We start from the raw sequence: 14149 nt of genomic DNA, 5'->3' as shown, positions 1-14149 counted from the left end.
CCGGCTCAGTCGTCGTCCGTCGCGGCCCCGGGCAGCAGCAGCCGGACGCCGTGCAGGTGGTAGACCGTCGTGAGCTCGTGCAGCTCCTCGGTGGTCTCCGCGTCGAAGCCGTTGCCGGTCCCGCGGGCGAGCACGGTGGCCGCCCCCGACGTCAGGTACCGCACGGCGGCGTGCTGCCACTGCTGGTTCTCCACGCGGGGCACAGGCCGGCCCTGCGCGTCGCGCGAGCCCTCGTCGTAGGTCTGGCCGGACAGGTCGACGGGGACGTCGCACCCCCGGGCCAGGTCGCGCGAGTAGACGTCGAGCAGCACGAGCGCCGCGGGGGAGTCGGACCGCACACACCCCTGCTCGGGCAGCCGCTCCCGGATCTGCGCGGCCGGGAACGAGGCCTGGGGCGCCGGGGCGAGCGCGCCGCCGACCAGCCCGAGGGCCAGGCAGGTCGCGGTCGCGACGGCCAGCCGGGACGGTGCCGGGACGAGCGAGACCGCCGCGGCGACCACGAGCACGAGGGCCGGCGCCGGGTAGGCCGCGTAGTGGGGGAGATAGCTGGGGGAGGCCAGCAGGACCCCGGACTGGACGACCAGCAGCACGACCCAGAGCCGGCCGCGGGCACCGCGCCACGCCACCACGGCCGCGGCGGCGATCCCGGCCAGGACGAGCGCGACGAGCACGGTCCGCAGCGGATCGGTCCCCGGCACCACGGTCACGTCCACGCCCGTGATGCTGCCGAGCCGCGCCACGGTGCTCGTGTGCTCGCGCGGCCTGCCCAGCTGGTCCTGGACCACCAGCCGGAACATGCGCGGGCCCGCCAGGACCGCGAAGGGAGCGACCACGACGGCCGTCGAAACGAGGGCCCCGACGCCCGTCCGCAGCGCCGGTCGGCGCCCCTGGGTCCACAGCTGCCACGCGACGACGATCGCGGCCGGGACGACGGCCCAGATCTTCACTACGACGCCCAGGCCGAGGACGGCGCCGGCGGCCCACTGCCAGCGGGCCGGGACGCGCGACTCGGCGGCGCGCAGCAGCAGCACGACGGCACCGAGCAGGGTGAGCGTGCCCAGGGGCTCGAGCAGCGTGAGCCGGTCGGCGTAGGCCGCGGCGGACGACAGCGCGTACAGGACCCCGGCGACCACGGCGGCGACCGTGCCCCAGCGGCGCGCGATCCGGGTGACCAGCACGGTGCTCGCCGCGCCCACCAGGATGAAGGCGACGCGCGCGGCCGCGAACGCGGTGGAGTCGCTGGTCCAGTGGGCGAGGGCCGCGAACGGGGCGAGCGCGAGCATGATCCCGGGCGGGTGCAGCAGGAGGAAGTCGCGGTACGGCACGGCGCCGTGCACGAACGACATGGCCGACGCGAAGTACACGCCGTCGTCGTACCCGTGGTACGACCTCAGGCCCTGCGCACCACCGACCAGCCGCCAGCGGACGGCGACCGCGAGCACGGCGACGACGGCGGTCACCAGCCAGGTGGTGGACCGCCGGGTCTGCGCCGCAGAGGACCCCACGTGCCCATCATGCCCGAGAGCGTGCCGGGGAGCGGCGTCGGGTCGAGATCAGGCGTCGCTCGCGCAGCGGAACCCCACGTTGCCCGCGGACGAGTCCGGGGTGCTGGAGCTGCGCGAGTCGACGCGGTAGCGGAAGCAGTACGACTCGTGGCACAGGTAGGAGCCGCCGCGCATCACGCGCAGGCCGCTCGGTGCGGGCGTGCCGGGCGTGCGGTAGGCGTCCCGGGCGAACCAGTCGGCGCACCACTCCCAGACGTTGCCGGTGGTGTTGTACAGGCCGAACCCGTTGGGCTCGTAGGCGTCGACGGGTGCGGTGCCGACGAAGCCGTCGGCGCCGGTGTTCGCGGACGGGAACGTGCCCTGCCAGACGTTCATGCGGTGCGCCCCGCCGGGCTCGCGCTCGTCGCCCCAGGGGTAGTGCGAGCCCGCCAGGCCGCCGCGCGCGGCACACTCCCACTCGGCCTCGGTGGGCAGGCGCACCCCGGCCCACACGGTGTACGCGACCGCGTCGGTCCAGCTCACGTGCACGGCGGGGTGGTCGGCCCGCACGTGCACGTCGGACTGCGGGCCCTCGGGATGACGCCAGTCCGCGCCCTCCACCTGCCGCCACCACGGCGTCTGCTCGACCCCCCGCGTGGGCGGGAAGTCGTCGGGCAGCAGGCCCGCGAACACGAACGACCACCCGTAGGTCTCCGCCTCGGTGCGGTACCCCGTGGCGTCGACGAACGCGCCGAACCGCTCGTTGCTGACCGCGACGGGATCGATCCAGAAGGGGCCGAGCGTGACGGGGTGCGCCGGCCCCTCGCCGTCCTCGGGGTACCCGTCGGGCCCGTCGTGACCCATGACGAACTCGCCCCCAGGCAACCGCACCATCCCGCGGGCGGGCGTGGTGCGGTTGCCGGGGGCGCCGATCGCGAGCGGGGCCCGGTGCGCCGACGGGGCGCAGCAGGCGTGCTCCGCCGGCACGCCGTCAGCTCGAGAGGATGCGGTTCTTCTGCACCTCGAACTCGATGTCGCTGAGCACGCCCGCGTCACGCAGGGAGCCCAGCTGGGCGAGCTGCGCGAGCTTGGCGTCCATGTCGGCGGGCGCGGGCGCGGCCGGCTGCGGCGGAGGCGGCGGCGCCGCGTAGGTCGGCTGCGGGGCCGCCTGCTGCGGGGCCGCCTGCTCCTCCTGCGCGGCCCAGCGTCCCGCCTGGCGACGGGAGACGCGGTTGGACACGGCCGTGGCCGTGCCGGCGATGGCGGCGGTGCGAGCCACGCCGCGGATCAGTCCTGGCATCGGATGCTCCTTCTCGAGTCTCGGGGGCCGGCTCAGCCGGCGGCTTCGGTGGCGTCCAGCGAGGCGATGATCGCCTGCACCGGGATGCGCCCGCTGGCGACCAGCTGCCCGCCCGCACGGCGCAGTGCGATGGCGAACGGTGCCGCCCACACGTTCTCGTAGATGAACACGCCGGCCGCGTCGCCGGGCTCGAGCGCGTCGGCGGCCTCCTCGAGGTCGTCGTCGCCGAGCAGACCCGAGGACGCGCCCTCGAAGATGGTGAGGTCGACGCCGCCGTCCGCCAGCTGGGCCAGCTCGAGCGCGGTCACCGACCCGTCGTCCGCCTTCTGGATGAAGGCCAGGTCGAGGATGCGGATGATCCCGCGATCCACCAGGTCGACCAGGAGAGGGAACGCCTCGCCCGTGAAGTGGGCGTGCGGAAAAGCCACCACCAGGTAGTCGATCGGGCCGGACTCCTCGAGCCCGGTCAGGTCCTCCGTCATCGGTTCTTCCTCTCCCGCGCTGCCGTATCGCTGCTGCTGACGTGCCCTTCTCTGGTGAACGTAGCAGCGCCTCCCGGTGCCCGACAGGGGTCTTTTGCCGGGAATGGCGCACCGGTACGGTCGATGTCGGGCCGAGCCCGCCGAACGGGCGCGGTACCCCGGCGAAGGAGCCTCGGATGAGTGCGGATCGGCACGCCCGGACCATGTTGCCCATCCCGGACCGGCGCGCCCCGGGCCTGACCACGTACGACGCGAAGGACCCCGACACCGCCTTCCCGCCGATCGAGCCGCTGCTCCCGCCGCCCGGTGCTCCGAACGTCGTGATCGTGCTGCTCGACGACGTGGGCTTCGGAGCGTCCAGCGCGTTCGGCGGCCCGTGCGCGACCCCGACCGCCGAGCGGCTGGCCGCCGGAGGGCTGCGCTACAACCGGTTCCACACCACCGCGCTGTGCGCGCCCACCCGGCAGGCGATGCTCACCGGCCGCAACCACCACTCGGTCGGCATGGGCAGCATCACGGAGACGGCCACGTCGGCGCCGGGCAACAGCTCGCTGCGGCCCAACACCAAGGCGCCGCTGGCCATGACCCTCAAGCTCAACGGGTACTCGACCGCGCAGTTCGGCAAGTGCCACGAGGTGCCGGTCTGGCAGTCGTCCCCGCTCGGCCCGTTCGACGCGTGGCCGTCCGGCGGCGGCGGGTTCGAGACGTTCTACGGGTTCATCGGCGGCGAGAACAACCAGTGGGACCCCGCCCTGTACTCGGGCACGACCGCGGTCGAGCCCCCCGCCACCCCCGAGGAGGGCTACCACCTGACCGAGGACCTGGCGGACCACGCGGTGAGCTGGGTCCGTCAGCAGAAGGCCCTGATGCCGGACAGGCCGTTCTTCCTCTACTTCGCGCCCGGTGCCACGCACGCCCCGCACCACGTCCCGCCGGAGTGGATCGAGAAGTACGCCGGCCGGTTCGACGACGGCTGGGACGTGCAGCGGGAGCGCACGTTCGCTCGGCAGCTGGAGCTCGGCGTGGTCCCCCCGGGCACCGAGCTGACCGCCCGGCACGCGGAGATCCCGGCGTGGGCGGACATGCCCGACGAGCTCAAGCCCGTCCTGGCCCGGCAGATGGAGGTGTACGCGGCGTTCCTCGAGCACGTCGACTTCCACGTCGGACGGCTGGTCGACGCGATCGAGGACCTCGGCGTGCTGGACGACACGCTCGTGTACTACATCGTCGGCGACAACGGCGCGTCGGCCGAGGGCACGCTCAACGGCTCGTTCAACGAGATGGCCAACTTCAACGGCATGGCGGCCATCGAGACGCCCGAGTTCCTGCTGAGCAAGCTCGACGAGCTCGGGTCGCCCAGCTCCTACAACCACTACTCGGTGGGCTGGGCGTGGGCCATGAACTCGCCCCTGCAGTGGACCAAGCAGGTGGCCTCGCACTGGGGCGGGACCCGCAACGGGACGATCGTGCACTGGCCGCACGGCATCACCGACGCCGGCGGCCTGCGGTCGCAGTTCACCCACGTCATCGACCTCGCACCGACGATCCTCGAGGCCGCGGGCCTGCCCGAGCCCACGATGGTGAACGGGGTGCAGCAGTCGCCCCTGGAGGGCACGAGCATGCTGTACACCTTCGACCAGCCCGAGGCGCCCGAGCGGCACGACCTGCAGTACTTCGAGATGTTCGGCAACCGGGGCATCTACCACCGCGGCTGGAGCGCGGTCACCAAGCACCGCACGCCGTGGATCATGACCGGCGCGCTCCCGCCGTTCGACGACGACGTGTGGGAGCTCTACGACGGCTCGACCGACTACAGCCAGGCCCGCGACCTCGCCGCCGAGCACCCCGACGTGCTCGCGAGACTGCAGCGGCTCTGGCTGATCGAGGCGACGAAGTACCAGGTGCTGCCGATGGACGACCGGGGCGCCGAGCGGCTGGAGCCGTCGCTGGCGGGCCGCCCGACGCTCATCCACGGCAGGTCGCAGCAGCTGTTCCCCGGCATGGGACGGCTCTCGGAGAACAGCGTCGTCAGCATCAAGAACAAGTCGTTCTCCGTGACCGCCGAGGTGGTGGCGCCGGCGGGGGGCGTCGAGGGCGTGATCATCGCGCAGGGCGGCCGCTTCGGCGGCTGGAGCCTCTACGCGACCGGCGGCCGCGCCAAGTTCGTCTACAACGTGCTCGGCATCCACGAGTTCCCCGTCGTGGCGGACGCCCCGATCCCGTCCGGCCTGCACCAGGTGCGGATGGAGTTCGCCTACGACGGCGGCGGGCTGGCCAAGGGCGGCCTGGTGACCCTGTACTACGACGGGACGGCCGTCGGGTCCGGCCGGGTCGCCCTGACGCAACCCATGATCTTCTCGGCCGACGAGACCACCGACGTCGGCTACGAGTCGGGCACCACGGTGAGCACGGACTACACGGCCGCCACCAGCCGGTTCACCGGCAAGATCCACTGGGTGCAGATCGACCTCGGGGTCGACGACCACGACCACGTCATCGACCCCGAGGAGCGCCTGCGGGTCGCGATGGCGCGGCAGTAGCCGCAGCGGCTCAGCGCAGCGCCGCCAGCAGCGCCCCGGCTGTCGCCGCAGCTCCGGCGATCCACACCCACGTCGGCAGCCGGTGCCAGAAGGACTTCACGCGCGCTCCACCTCACCCTGGTCGGTGACCACGATCTGCACCGCCTCGAGCGGCTTGGTGGCCGGGCCCTGGACCACGGCACCGGTCGTGGCGTCGAACGCGCTCCCGTGGCAGGGGCAGTGGATCCTGCCGCCGCTCACGCCGCCGACGAGGCAGCCCTGGTGCGTGCAGACCGCGTCGAAGCAGTGCACCGTCGAGCCCTGGCGGGTCAGCACCAGCTTCTCGTCGGTCAGCACGAGCCCGCCGCCGTCGGGCACGTCGTCGACCGCGGCCAGCGGGCCCGAGCCCTTGCCATTGCCGGAGCTGTCGCCGCCTCCGGAGTAGCCGTCGTCGCCCGAGCCGCTCGCGTCGTGGGAGCCCGGCGCGGGACCGAGCGCGACGAAGCCGACGTAGCCGGCGGTGCCGGCGACGAGCGCGACGCCGGCGCCCTCGAGCACCGAGCGGCGGGTGACCTCCGGACCGGCCACGTCAGTAGCTCGCGTAACCGGACTGGCCGAAGAACCAGAACGCGGAGGAGAACCAGAGCACCACGAGCACCCCGGCCAGCAGGCCGCCCAGCACCGGCACGGTCGCCGACGGGAGGCCCGGCAGGCGCAGCGCCAGCATCTTCGCCGCGAACACGCCGTAGAACACGCAGCCCGCCACCGAGTGCAGGATCACGCGGGTCGAGCCGTCCTCGAAGCCGAGCGACCAGACGCAGTGGAAGACGACGGGCAGCGTGAGCAGGAACGCGACGACGCCGGTCCACCGGTGCAGGCCGGTGACCCAGGCGGGCGGGTCGGTGACGCCCGGCAGCCTGCCCCACATCGCCAGCGCGGAGAGCACCTGGACCACGACGAGCACCGTCGCGGCCGTGGTCAGCCACGCCTTCATCTGGAGCATCCCGCTGAACCCGAGCGTGGTGAGCGCCGCGCCGTCGCCGGGGTGCACCCGGGCGTAGGCCGCGAGAGCGGCCGCGACCGCCAGACCGACCGCGCCGAGCGCCGCCAGCCCCCACTGCGCCGGCCGTGCGGCCGCCTGCGCGTCGGTGCCCACCCGTCGATGGTGGTGCTCCGTGGGTGCCGAGCGATAGCCCCCGGGGACCGGGTGAGTCGTTGCACACATGTGCAGGGCCCCTGGACGTCCGTCCGGCGGCGTCCTAGCGTCGATCCGCCGGCCCGCCGACGGACGGCTGGCCCGCACTGGAGGCCCCATGCTCTCCGCGCACGCCGCGTTGCCCGTCCTCGCCGTCACGGACATGGACAAGGCGCGCTCGTTCTACGAAGGGACGCTCGGTTTCAGCTCGGTCGGGGACATGCCCGAGGGAGTGGTCTACCGGACGTCCAACGGCGGGTTCCTGGTGTACCCGTCCTCGTTCGCGGGGACCAACAAGGCCACCGCGATCACCTTCCAGGTACCGGGCGACGCGTTCGACGCCGAGATCGACGCGCTGCGCACCGCGGGCGTGACGTTCCAGACGTTCGACATGCCCGGCGACGCCACGTGGACCGACGGCGTGCTGTCCGACGCGGACGGCTCCATGCGCTCGGTCTGGTTCGCCGACCCCGACGGCAACATCCTCAACGTCGAGACGGACGCGTCGGTCGCGACCGGCTGACGGGCGTGGGCGGCGGTCGCACGACCGTCGCCTCCACCCCGCCCGGTCAGTCGCTGTCGATCTCCGTGCCGTCGGGCGCGATGACGTACCAGACGCTGTTGAGGCCCTGGCCGTTGACGTCGCCCGGCGCCTTGTCGTTGGCGAACGTGTAGATCGGGCGTCCGTCGATGGTGATCTGCATCTTCCCGTCGGTCCCGGTGATGGTCCCGACCTCGCCCGTCACGCCCGTGACGGTCGGGGTGGCGTTGTCCGTGGTGATGGCGGGCCACGCGGCCGCGCAGTCACCCGAGCACGCGCTGGTGCCGGAGCCCTTGGTGTCCTTGAGGAAGAAGTACGCGGTCATGCCCTTGCCGTCGACCACGACGGTGCCGAGCGAGGTCTCCGCGGTCGAGAGGTCGGTGCTCGCGGCCGCCGCGGGCGACTCGGCCGGCGTCGACGACTCGCTCGTGGGGGACGAGCTCCCGTAGCCCCCCGACGTGTCGTTCCCCGAGCCACCGCCCCCGCAGGCCGTCAGGCCGGCGGCAGCCACGAGCGCGGTGATCGAGAACAGGATGGTCCGTCTCACGATGATCTCCTCTGGTCGGTAGCAGGGCCCCTGCTCCTGCTACCTGGGACCACGGTGCCGGGCGGAGCGAGGTTCAACGCGCGGTGAACCTCGGCGGCACCTGCGCCGTAGAGGGAGTAGGACTGGCATCGAGCACAGTGGGAGGTGGCGTGGCCGAGGAAGCTGACGCGCTCCTGCGCGCGCTCCACCAGGCGTACGCGCGCCCGCTGCAGAGCTACGTCGTGCGGCTCACGGGCGACCACGCGCTGGCGCAGGACGTGGTCCAGGAGGCCATGGTGCGGGCGTGGAAGCACCCGGAGGTGCTGGAGCGCGAGGACGGCGCCACCCGGGCCTGGCTGTACACGGTCGTGCGGAACCTCGTGATCGACGACCGCCGCAGCGCCCGCCACGTGCGCGAGCGGACCACCGACCAGGCCCCCGACACGCCCCAGCCGGACGCGACGCAGGCCGTGCTCGACAGCTGGCTGGTGGCCGACGCGCTCGAGCAGCTGACGGCCGAGCACCGGGCCGTCGTGGTGGGCGCCTACTACGGCGGGCGGTCGGTGGCGGAGCTGGCGCGCGAGCACCAGATCCCCGAGGGCACCGTGAAGTCACGCATGCACTACGCGTTGCGCGCGCTGCGCCTCGCACTGCAGGAGAGAGGGGTCTCGGCATGACCGGGCGGGAGGTCGACGAGCGGCAAGGTGACGACGCGTTCCGTGACTGGGACGCGGCGTACGTCCTCGGTGCGCTCGACTCCGAGGACCGGCGCGCGTTCGAGGAGCACCTGCGCACGTGCGCGTCGTGCCGCGCGTCCGTGGCGGAGCTGGCGGGGATGCCGGGGCTGCTGCGGATGGTCTCGCCGCAGGACGCGGCCGCGCTCGGCAGCGCGGTCGAGGCCCAGGCGGAGGTGGTCCAGCTGGCGTCGGTCGCGCACGCGGCCCGCCGCGCCCGGCGGCGCCGGAACGGCTGGCTCGCCGCGGCCGCGGCCGCGCTGCTGGTGATCGGCGGCGCCGCGGGCTCGCTGGTCGACCGGCCGGCGGGCACGCCCGAGGCGTCGCCGTCGTCGACCGCGCAGGTCACCGCGCTGGAGCTGGAGCCGGTCGGTGCCGTGGCGGTGAGCGCGGACCTCACGCTGCAGAAGAAGGGCTGGGGCACCCGGATCGACTGGGAGTGCCGCTACCCGGCCGACGCGTGGGCGGACGGGACGGGCCCGACGTACGAGCTCGTGCTCGTCGACGACACCGGCACGAGCACCGTGGTCGCCACCTGGCTGGCGCGCAACGCCGGCGCGCACGGGCTCGGCGCGTCGTCGAGCATCGACACCGACACCATCCGCCGCGTGGAGATCCGGGTGGCCGGCTCGGACGCACCGCTGGCGGCCGCGCAGACCTGACCGTCAGGCGGGCTGGCGGCCGTCCACCGCGAGGGTGATCGCGGCGTCGTGCCCGAGCAGCTGGCGCGCCGCGACCGGCAGCTGGATCTTCGCCAGCCAGCTGCCCGTGGTCGAGTCGAGGTCCTGGAGCTGCTGGTCGCTGGCCCGGTCGGGCTCCCAGTCGCGGATCGCCGTGCCCAGCGACGAGTTCCACACGGCCCAGGAGCGCGGGGGAGCACCGTCGGGGTGGAACTCGATGTCGACGACCAGCACGTCGGACCAGTCGGCGGTCTGCTCGAGGTGGTCGAGGAACGAGAGCAGGTGGTCCTTCTTGCGCAGCGAGAGCAGCCGCAGCTGCAGCACGTGGCGCATGGTGGGCACGTCCGGCCGGCTGGCCTTGGTCGACAGGTAGGTGCGCACCAGGGGGATCGGGGTGCTCGTGGTGTCGGGGGCCTTCGGGCGCTCCAGCTGGATGGGGCACAGGTGGGCCGTGCTCTGCTCGTGCAGGACGACCGGCAGCCCGCGGATCGACAGCGACGTCTCCAGCTGCCAGACCGTGTCGTCGTCAGGCGTGCCGGGGACCACCACGTCGGTGAGCTGGGCCCGCACCTGCACGTCTCCGAAGAGGAACCGCTGCAGGTTCTGGTAGCCCTCCTCGGAGTTGACGATGCCGAACCGGCCCGAGTGGCTGCGGTGCACCAGCGCGCGCGGCGCGCCCTTCACGTAGGCGTTCTCGATCTGGACCAGGCCGTCGCTGCGGGCGCCGACGGCCTTGGCGGACAGGCCCAGAGCCGTGGTGTAGTCCGTGGAGTTGGTACCGACCAGGCAGAAGAACCGGTCGGTCGGGAAGCCGTCCTCGGGCATGACCGTGGCGTCCCAGCCGTCCGGGACCCGCTTCTTGGTCGACGCCAGCGGGGTCAGGTACTGGTACATCCGCGCCGGCCCGAAGATGTCCGCGCCCGCGAGGCCGGTCAGGTCGCGCAGCTTCTCGAGCGCGCCGAACCCGATCGCGAACTCGATGCCCCCGTGGGGCGTGGCGTAGGTGAACACCCGGTCGACGAACGCCTTGGCGGCGTCGGGCGACCCGTCGGTCTTCTCGGGGGCGATCTTCTGGATCATCGACCGCACGATCAGCCCGCCCATGGAGTGGGCCACCAGGAACACCCGCGGGGCGCCGGTCTTGCGCCGCACCAGCGTGACCAGGTCGAACAGGCTCTCGGCGGCCCGCTCGATGCTGAACGCGTTGGGGTCCTTGGTGAGGTTCGGGGCGAACTCGTCGTAGAACCGGTGCACCCAGATGGTCGCCGGGTCGATCGTCCGGTCCGGCCGTTGCTCGAGGTACGCGCTCTGGTTGCCCTGCACCAGCAGCTGGTACCCGTGGTCGATCATGAGCCGCAGCAGCGGGCTCTCGAACTGGTGGAACGCCGGACGGTCGGTGTCGTCCACCCGCACCTGGACCGACCCCTCGTTGAACCCGTAGAACGGGTCGTCGACCGCGGTGTTGATGCCGGACGGACCGCCGGCGAAGCCGCGCACGTAGATCACCGGGAGCCTGCCGCCGGTCTGGTCACTCATCTGAGCTCCTCCGTGTGCACCCTCGTCGGTGGGAAGGACGCGTCGTCGCGCCGGTGCCCGAGGAGAAGGAGCGGGCGGGACGATCGCCGATACGTGATCGTCCCAGGGGATCAGGGCCGTGACGAGAGGAAGGGCGTGCCGGCCACGTCGAGGGTCTGGGCGGCCGGCGAACCCGGCGGCGCGACGACCTGCAGGTGGTCCACCGTCCGCAGCAGCGACTCCAGCACCCTGACCCCGGCGCTGCCGAGGTGGACGACGTCGCGCAGGTCGACGGTGACGGGCACCAGGCCGTTGCGGGACCGGCGAAGCACCTCGGCCTGCATCTGCGCCGCGCCCGACCGGTGGTCGACGGCCCCACCCACGCGGACCACGTGCGCGTCGGACGGCTCGGCGCTGAGCGCCAGCGGGGCGGTCGCGCCGGTCACGGCCTCCGAGACGGCGTCGGCCTGGTCCACGGGCGCGGGGCGCCGGGCGGGGCACTCCAGCGTGACGACCGTGCCGTCGTCGCCGGTCGCGACGCCCACCAGCAGGCCGGCGGAGGCCATCATGCTGAAGCCCCGCCCGCGCTCGCCCGGGTCCCGGTCGGGTTCGCGCCACCGGCCGTGGTCGCGGACCACCACCTCGATCATCGCGTCGTCCCGGATGGTCGCGCGCACCTCGACCAGCCCGCCGCGGGTGTCCCGGTAGGCGTGCTCGACCGCGTTCGCCATCACCTCGCTCACCCCGAGGACGAGCGCCGAGCGGTCGCGCGACCCCATCCCGACGCCGAGCCCCCACGAGTCGACGGCGGCGCGGACCCGCGCGAGCTGGCCCGGGTCCGCGGCGACCCGCAGCTCGAGGGGGTCGGGGGCCGGCCGACGGTGGGCCGCCAGCACGGTCACGTCGTCGGTGAACCCGTCGTCGACGAGCACAGCGGGCAGCTGCTGGCAGATGCGCCCCGCCACCGAGGCACCGCCGCGGGTGTCGGAGTAGGCCTCGACGGCGGTGCGCTCCAGCTCGGCGAGCCCGTCCCGCAGCGGCCGGTGGGTGTTCTCGACCAGGCCGTCGGTGAACAGGACGATCGCCTCGCCGTCGCCCAGGGTCGCCGTGGCGACGCGGCCGTCCGACCGCGAGCCCAGCGGGCCGTCGCCCGTCGTCGGCAGCAGGTGCGCGCCGTCCGGGCCGACCACCAGCGGCGCGGGGTGCCCGCGGGTGGCGTACTCGAGGGCGCCGGTGTGGGGGTCGAGCAGGGCGACGCACAGGGTGGCGGCGAACGCGCCCGAGACGCGCCCCGCGAACGCCTCGACGGCCTCGAGCGCCGGCAGGATCCCGGCACCCTCGAGCAGGCGCGCGGCCAGCACCGCCCGGAGCTGGCTCATGATGGCGGAGGCCTCGACGCCGTGCCCGACCACGTCGCCGACGCTCAGGCTGACGCGGCCGTCGGGCAGCGTCGCGGAGTCGAACCAGTCGCCGCCCGCGGCCTGCTCGAGCCCCGCGACCAGGTAGGACGCCGCGACGTCCACCCGCGGCAGGAGCGGGACGGTCGACGGCAGCAGCGCGCCCTGCAGGCGCAGGACGACCTCGCGGGCGCGGGCCAGGCGGTGGTCGGCGGTCGCCGCGCCGGACCGCTCGAGCTGCGCGGCCCGCAGGCGGGTGGTGACGTCGGTCCCCGCCGCGACGGCGCCCGCGACCGCCCCGGCGTCGTCGTGCCAAGGCGTGACCGTCAGGTCGAGCCACGTGCCCGAGGCGGGGTCGGACCAGTCGGCCACCACCGGCACCTGGTCGTCGTGGAACGACTCTCCGGTGCGCACGACGTCGGTCAGAGCCGCCACGAGCGGCTGGAACCCGGGGTCGCGCAGGTCGTGCAGGCTCAGGTCGAGCAGGGCGCCCCGCTGGAACGTGTCACGCGCCCCGCGGTTCGCGGCCACGATGCGCAGGTCGGTCGCCCGCACGACGAGCTGGACGCCGGGGGAGGCGTCGAACGCGCGCAGGACCGCGTCCTGGTCGACGTACCCCTCTGCCGCCATCCGCCCTCCTCAGCCCGCAGGCGCTGCCTGGTCGAGCGTGGGCACCTCGTCGGCGGGTGCGCTGATCACGTCCAGGCCGTGCGCTCCCGCCAGCCCGAGGCTGGTCCCGGGGGAGAGCACGATACGCATCCTCACACCTGCGGACGCGCTCCGCCGGTGGGCGGCCGTCAGGGCGGACACACCGACCGAGCCGAGGTGCGACACCAGGCGCAGGTCGACCACCATGGCGCCGGCCTCCCGGGCGGCGATCATCAGCTGGGTGACAGCGGCGGTGAGCTCGTGGGCCGTGGCCAGGTCGACCGGCCCCTCGACGCGGACCACCGGCACGTCCCCCGTGGTGTCGAACGTGGCGCGCAGACCGGGGCTGGTGCCCGCGGCCGCCTCGGCCGGGGCGTCGGTGAGGCTGGCGAAGAAGAAGTCGTCGAGCCGCTGCCGCGTGTCCGAGCCCAGCCCGCCGCCGCCCTCGACCGCCGCGACGATGCGCTCGGCCAGGGTGAGCAGCCGGACGTTGCGCTGCTGGGACCCCCACCGCAGCAGCTCGAACGCCGCGTCGCCGTCGATCCCGTAGCCGAGCATGAACGCGCCCTTGGCCTGGTCGATCACGGCGTGCGACCGCAGCGCCTGGGTGAGCTCCTCGTTCACGCGGTGCGCCACGGCGTCGCGCTGGGCGGCCGTGACGTCCACCAGGAACCCGGTGACGGTGCGCTGGCCGTCCTCGCCGGGCTCACCGGCACCGGTGAGCGTGACCCAGTGCTCCGCGCCGCCGAGGTCGAGCAGGCGGTACTGGCAGCCGAACGGCTCACCGTCGAGACCGCACTGCCCGAGGGCGTCCATCACCCGGGCCCGGTCCTGCGGGTGCATGTGCCGCGACATGAGGGCCAGCGTGGGCACCACGTCGCCGGGCGCCATGCCGTGGACCACGTACATGCCGTCCGACCACCACCAGCGGCCGGTCGGCGGCGTGTACCGGTAACGACCGACCTGGGCGGGGGAGTGGGTAGGGGTGGGCACGACGTCCTCCGCGATGCCCTCGTGGGGCGGGAGCTCTCGTGGGCTCGTGGCTGAACCCGGCGCGTCCGACGGACGCTGGGGCCCGCCGACCTGCGTCCCGCAGCGTATGTCAGGATCGCGGCGGCAGCCCGTCGA

At 73.7% G+C, this 14149-nt stretch carries 14 protein-coding genes; 4 read left to right on the top strand and 10 right to left on the bottom strand.

Going from position 1 to position 14149, the window contains the following annotated elements:
- Window positions 1–5 precede the first annotated feature (5 nt).
- From AB5970_RS06520 to AB5970_RS06505, 4 genes are read right to left on the bottom strand one after another with little or no spacing between them, the layout of a single operon-like run.
- Window positions 6–1505: a glycosyltransferase family 39 protein gene (locus AB5970_RS06520; RefSeq protein ID WP_370503105.1), complete on the bottom strand. Its 1500-nt coding sequence runs from the start codon at window positions 1503–1505 to the stop codon at window positions 6–8.
- A 48-nt stretch (window positions 1506–1553) separates the two neighbouring features.
- A complete protein-coding gene (locus AB5970_RS06515) occupies window positions 1554–2471 on the bottom strand; it encodes a formylglycine-generating enzyme family protein (protein ID WP_370503104.1) in 918 nt (305 codons plus the stop codon).
- Between the two features lie 4 nt (window positions 2472–2475).
- Window positions 2476–2784, bottom strand: a complete 309-nt coding sequence (locus AB5970_RS06510; protein WP_370503103.1) for an SHOCT domain-containing protein — start codon at window positions 2782–2784, stop codon at window positions 2476–2478.
- A gap of 32 nt (window positions 2785–2816) precedes the next feature.
- The gene (locus tag AB5970_RS06505; protein WP_370503102.1) at window positions 2817–3266 is read right to left on the bottom strand and encodes a DUF6325 family protein; all 450 of its coding nucleotides are present in this window, start codon (window positions 3264–3266) and stop codon (window positions 2817–2819) included.
- Between the two features lie 176 nt (window positions 3267–3442).
- Between AB5970_RS06505 and AB5970_RS06500 the strand changes: the two genes are divergently transcribed.
- On the top strand, window positions 3443–5806 hold the full coding sequence (locus AB5970_RS06500; protein ID WP_370503101.1) for an arylsulfatase: 2364 nt from the start codon (window positions 3443–3445) through the stop codon (window positions 5804–5806).
- A 96-nt stretch (window positions 5807–5902) separates the two neighbouring features.
- Here the strand turns inward: AB5970_RS06500 and AB5970_RS06495 are convergent, their stop codons facing one another.
- Window positions 5903–6373 carry a Rieske (2Fe-2S) protein gene (locus tag AB5970_RS06495; protein WP_370503100.1) on the bottom strand — a complete coding sequence of 157 codons (471 nt, stop codon included), beginning with the start codon at window positions 6371–6373 and terminating at the stop codon, window positions 5903–5905.
- Window position 6374: 1 nt separating this feature from the next.
- Window positions 6375–6941: a DUF6529 family protein gene (locus tag AB5970_RS06490; RefSeq protein WP_370503099.1), complete on the bottom strand. Its 567-nt coding sequence runs from the start codon at window positions 6939–6941 to the stop codon at window positions 6375–6377.
- 157 nt (window positions 6942–7098) lie between these two features.
- Between AB5970_RS06490 and AB5970_RS06485 the strand changes: the two genes are divergently transcribed.
- Window positions 7099–7503, top strand: coding sequence for a VOC family protein (locus AB5970_RS06485; RefSeq protein ID WP_370503098.1), 405 nt, complete (start codon window positions 7099–7101; stop codon window positions 7501–7503).
- A gap of 46 nt (window positions 7504–7549) precedes the next feature.
- Here the strand turns inward: AB5970_RS06485 and AB5970_RS06480 are convergent, their stop codons facing one another.
- Window positions 7550–8068 carry a COG4315 family predicted lipoprotein gene (locus AB5970_RS06480; RefSeq protein WP_370503097.1) on the bottom strand — a complete coding sequence of 173 codons (519 nt, stop codon included), beginning with the start codon at window positions 8066–8068 and terminating at the stop codon, window positions 7550–7552.
- 149 nt (window positions 8069–8217) lie between these two features.
- Here AB5970_RS06480 and AB5970_RS06475 point away from each other — a divergent pair, with 149 nt between their 5' ends.
- Both AB5970_RS06475 and AB5970_RS06470 read left to right on the top strand, forming a co-directional pair.
- Complete coding sequence (locus AB5970_RS06475) at window positions 8218–8724, top strand: sigma-70 family RNA polymerase sigma factor (RefSeq protein WP_370503096.1); 507 nt, start codon at window positions 8218–8220, stop codon at window positions 8722–8724.
- Window positions 8721–9443, top strand: a complete 723-nt coding sequence (locus AB5970_RS06470; RefSeq protein ID WP_370503095.1) for an anti-sigma factor family protein — start codon at window positions 8721–8723, stop codon at window positions 9441–9443. Before AB5970_RS06475 ends, AB5970_RS06470 begins: the two co-directional genes overlap by 4 nt.
- Before the next feature lie 3 nt (window positions 9444–9446).
- Here AB5970_RS06470 and AB5970_RS06465 read toward each other — a convergent pair whose 3' ends face one another.
- From AB5970_RS06465 to AB5970_RS06455, 3 genes are all read right to left on the bottom strand, one after another.
- Window positions 9447–10997: an esterase/lipase family protein gene (locus AB5970_RS06465; protein ID WP_370503094.1), complete on the bottom strand. Its 1551-nt coding sequence runs from the start codon at window positions 10995–10997 to the stop codon at window positions 9447–9449.
- Between the two features lie 110 nt (window positions 10998–11107).
- On the bottom strand, window positions 11108–13003 hold the full coding sequence (locus AB5970_RS06460; protein ID WP_370503093.1) for a SpoIIE family protein phosphatase: 1896 nt from the start codon (window positions 13001–13003) through the stop codon (window positions 11108–11110).
- A 9-nt stretch (window positions 13004–13012) separates the two neighbouring features.
- Window positions 13013–14014: an ANTAR domain-containing protein gene (locus tag AB5970_RS06455; protein WP_370503092.1), complete on the bottom strand. Its 1002-nt coding sequence runs from the start codon at window positions 14012–14014 to the stop codon at window positions 13013–13015.
- Between the last annotated feature and the right edge of the window lie 135 nt (window positions 14015–14149).

This window comes from Cellulomonas sp. ICMP 17802, assembly GCF_041295535.1.
Lineage (GTDB): Bacteria > Actinomycetota > Actinomycetes > Actinomycetales > Cellulomonadaceae > Cellulomonas.
The sequence above is the reverse complement of the archived record's forward strand: the minus strand, read 5'-3'. Positions and strand labels throughout refer to the sequence as shown.

What these genes read in the sequence shown, in the direction of transcription:
- AB5970_RS06510 (WP_370503103.1), bottom strand. Translation starts at nt 2,784, where the DNA reads ATGCCAGGACTGATCCGCGGCGTGGCTCGCACCGCCGCCATCGCCGGC.
- AB5970_RS06470 (WP_370503095.1), top strand. Translation starts at nt 8,721, where the DNA reads ATGACCGGGCGGGAGGTCGACGAGCGGCAAGGTGACGACGCGTTCCGT.
- AB5970_RS06485 (WP_370503098.1), top strand. Translation starts at nt 7,099, where the DNA reads ATGCTCTCCGCGCACGCCGCGTTGCCCGTCCTCGCCGTCACGGACATG.
- AB5970_RS06500 (WP_370503101.1), top strand. Translation starts at nt 3,443, where the DNA reads ATGAGTGCGGATCGGCACGCCCGGACCATGTTGCCCATCCCGGACCGG.
- AB5970_RS06505 (WP_370503102.1), bottom strand. Translation starts at nt 3,266, where the DNA reads ATGACGGAGGACCTGACCGGGCTCGAGGAGTCCGGCCCGATCGACTAC.
- AB5970_RS06460 (WP_370503093.1), bottom strand. Translation starts at nt 13,003, where the DNA reads ATGGCGGCAGAGGGGTACGTCGACCAGGACGCGGTCCTGCGCGCGTTC.
- AB5970_RS06465 (WP_370503094.1), bottom strand. Translation starts at nt 10,997, where the DNA reads ATGAGTGACCAGACCGGCGGCAGGCTCCCGGTGATCTACGTGCGCGGC.